Source organism: Paracoccus sp. (in: a-proteobacteria) (assembly GCF_047973135.1).
Classification (GTDB): Bacteria; Pseudomonadota; Alphaproteobacteria; order Rhodobacterales; family Rhodobacteraceae; genus Paracoccus.
The window spans coordinates 1-2,171 of the sequence record NZ_JBKEBL010000114.1 but is presented as its reverse complement, the minus strand read 5'-3'; the positions used below and the strand labels follow the sequence as shown (position 1 = coordinate 2,171).

General features: G+C 62.3%; 4 protein-coding genes. All 4 read left to right on the top strand.

Going from position 1 to position 2,171, the window contains the following annotated elements; translation table 11 throughout:
- Positions 1-794: ArdC family protein (locus ACK5L9_RS08600; RefSeq protein ID WP_416911052.1), on the top strand; the 794-nt coding region annotated here is incomplete at its 5' end.
- Entirely contained in the window at positions 791-1,195 is a 405-nt protein-coding gene (locus tag ACK5L9_RS08595; RefSeq protein WP_416911051.1) for a DUF2958 domain-containing protein, read from the top strand. The genes ACK5L9_RS08600 and ACK5L9_RS08595, both read left to right, overlap by 4 nt.
- Positions 1,196-1,315: 120 nt before the next feature.
- Complete coding sequence (radC, locus tag ACK5L9_RS08590; RefSeq protein WP_416911050.1) at positions 1,316-1,804, top strand: RadC family protein; 489 nt, start codon at positions 1,316-1,318, stop codon at positions 1,802-1,804.
- A gap of 115 nt (positions 1,805-1,919) precedes the next feature.
- Positions 1,920-2,171 (top strand): ParB/Srx family N-terminal domain-containing protein (locus ACK5L9_RS08585; RefSeq protein WP_416911049.1); only part of this gene is annotated, 252 nt, incomplete at its 3' end.

Below are 2,171 nucleotides of genomic sequence, written 5' to 3'. Positions count from 1 at the left end.
CCGCCCGGCAATATTCCGGGATCAATGTTCTGATTCTCTGGGGCGCTGTAATCCAGCATGGCTATCCCACCCAGCATTGGGTCACTTTCCGGCAGGCACTGTCACTTGGCGGCAATGTCAGGAAGGGCGAACGCGGCACTACCGTCGTCTATGCCGACCGTTTCACGCCCGAGGACGAGAAGCGTCGTGCTCGCGAGACCGGCGAGGAACCTGACCGCATCCCGTTCCTGAAGCGCTTCACCGTGTTCAACGCCGCGCAATGCGAGAACCTGCCTGACGATATCGCCATCGCGGCCCCGCCACCACCACCCGACCTGATCGAGCCTCGAGTCGAGGCGCTGATCCGTGCGACCGGCATCGATTTCCGCATCGGCGGCGATCGCGCCTTTTACATGCCGTCACTCGACTATGTGCAGGTGCTGCCTCCGCAAGCCTATTTCGAGCCGATTAATTGGCACCGGACGGCCCTGCACGAGCTGGGGCATGCCAGTGGCCATCACAGCCGTCTCAATAGGAAGCTGAGTGGCTCTTTCGGCTCGAAGCTTTATTCGGTCGAAGAAATCACAGCCGAATTGATCGCCGCTTTCTGCTGCGCGTCGCTCGGGATCGTTCCGACCGTGCGCCATGCCGACTATATCGGATCGTGGCTGGAATGCCTTCGCGAGGATAATCGCGCCATCGTGCGCGCCGCCTCGCAGGCGAGCAAGGCGGCCGACTGGCTACTGTCGCATCTGCCCGAGGGCGATGCCGGAGACGCCGATATGGCGGCCACCGAGCGGAGGGCCGCGGCATGATCCTACTCACAGATGAACAACGCACGCAGCTTCTCGCCAATGGCCGCCAACCGGACGTCGATCACACCCCAGTCGTCAAATTCTTCAACCCTTTTGGCGCGGGCGTCTGGCTTGCGACCGAACTCGACGAGGATGGTGACATCATGTTCGGTCTGGCCGATATCGGCTATCCCGAACTGGGCTCATGGCGGTTCGAGGAACTGCGATCCCTCCAGTTACCCTTTGGCATGGGCATCGAGCGGGACGTGCTGTTTACCGGCGACTTCCCGATCTCGATCTGGGCCGAAACGGCGCGCATGGCTGGCAGCATTCGCGCAGCCGAACAAATCCTGTCCGCCCGGTTCCGCAGTGATGCTGCGCGGCCATTGAATCCCGCCGATACAGAAAACCGGAAAACCTGAAATCCGGCTGTCTGACTTCGCGCTTCTGCGCCGCTCTCTTCAAGATAGAGGGCGGCGCCTCTCGTTGTGACGTGGTGAAAGTTCCGGCGCCGGGCCGGCTGCCCGTCGGGAACCCCGATCATGACGCAACACATGAAGAAACTCGCTATCCATCCGCAGTCTTGCCCGTTTTCAGCGCAGGAGCAGGCCGTTGTCTACGAAGCGCGGCGGATCCTGCTGCGCCATCTCAACCAGAATCCGGTCCTGTCCACATGGCAGGCGGTTCTGGACTATTGCGCACTGACCATCCGCGGTGATGTCGAGCGCTTCCACGTCCTCTATCTCGACCGCAAAAACCGGCTGATCTCGGACGAATGCCTCGCCATTGGCACGGTCGATCATGCCCCTGTCTATCCCCGGGAAGTGTTGCGGCGGGGCCTCGCGCTCAACGCCAGTGCGCTGATCATCGTCCATAATCATCCGGCTGGCGATCCCGAGCCTTCGGCCGCCGATCTCGCCATGACAAAGGAGATACACAAGGCCTGTGCAGCTTTGGGGGTGACGCTGCACGACCACATCATCACCGGTGCCGGTCGGGAGGTGAGCCTGCGCGCCCGCGGCGATATCTGATGAACGGGGATGTGGCGGGCGGCGGCCAGGAGAGGAAAAGGAGGGATGGGAAATTCGTGACGGGCTTGATAGCCGGAGAGAGAGGCTCACCGGCGTCCGTCATGGAGTAACTGACATGGCCACTGCCGTTCAGAAGATCACCCTGTCGTCCTCGCGCGACAGTCCTTTCAACAAGCTCACGCTGAGCCAGTCGAACGTCCGGCGCGTCAAGGCCGGAATTTCGGTCGAAGAGCTGGCCGAGTCCATCGCCCGTCGCGGGTTGATCCAATCCCTGCATGTCCGCCCGGTGCTGGATACCGGGGGCAAGGAAACCGGCATGTTCGAGGTGCCCGCCGGCGGTCGCCGCTTCCGGGCGCTGGAGCTGCTG

Bases quoted from the DNA above. Each gene is read 5' to 3' on its own strand.
- radC (WP_416911050.1), top strand. From the start codon at position 1,316: ATGACGCAACACATGAAGAAACTCGCTATCCATCCGCAGTCTTGCCCG.
- ACK5L9_RS08595 (WP_416911051.1), top strand. From the start codon at position 791: ATGATCCTACTCACAGATGAACAACGCACGCAGCTTCTCGCCAATGGC.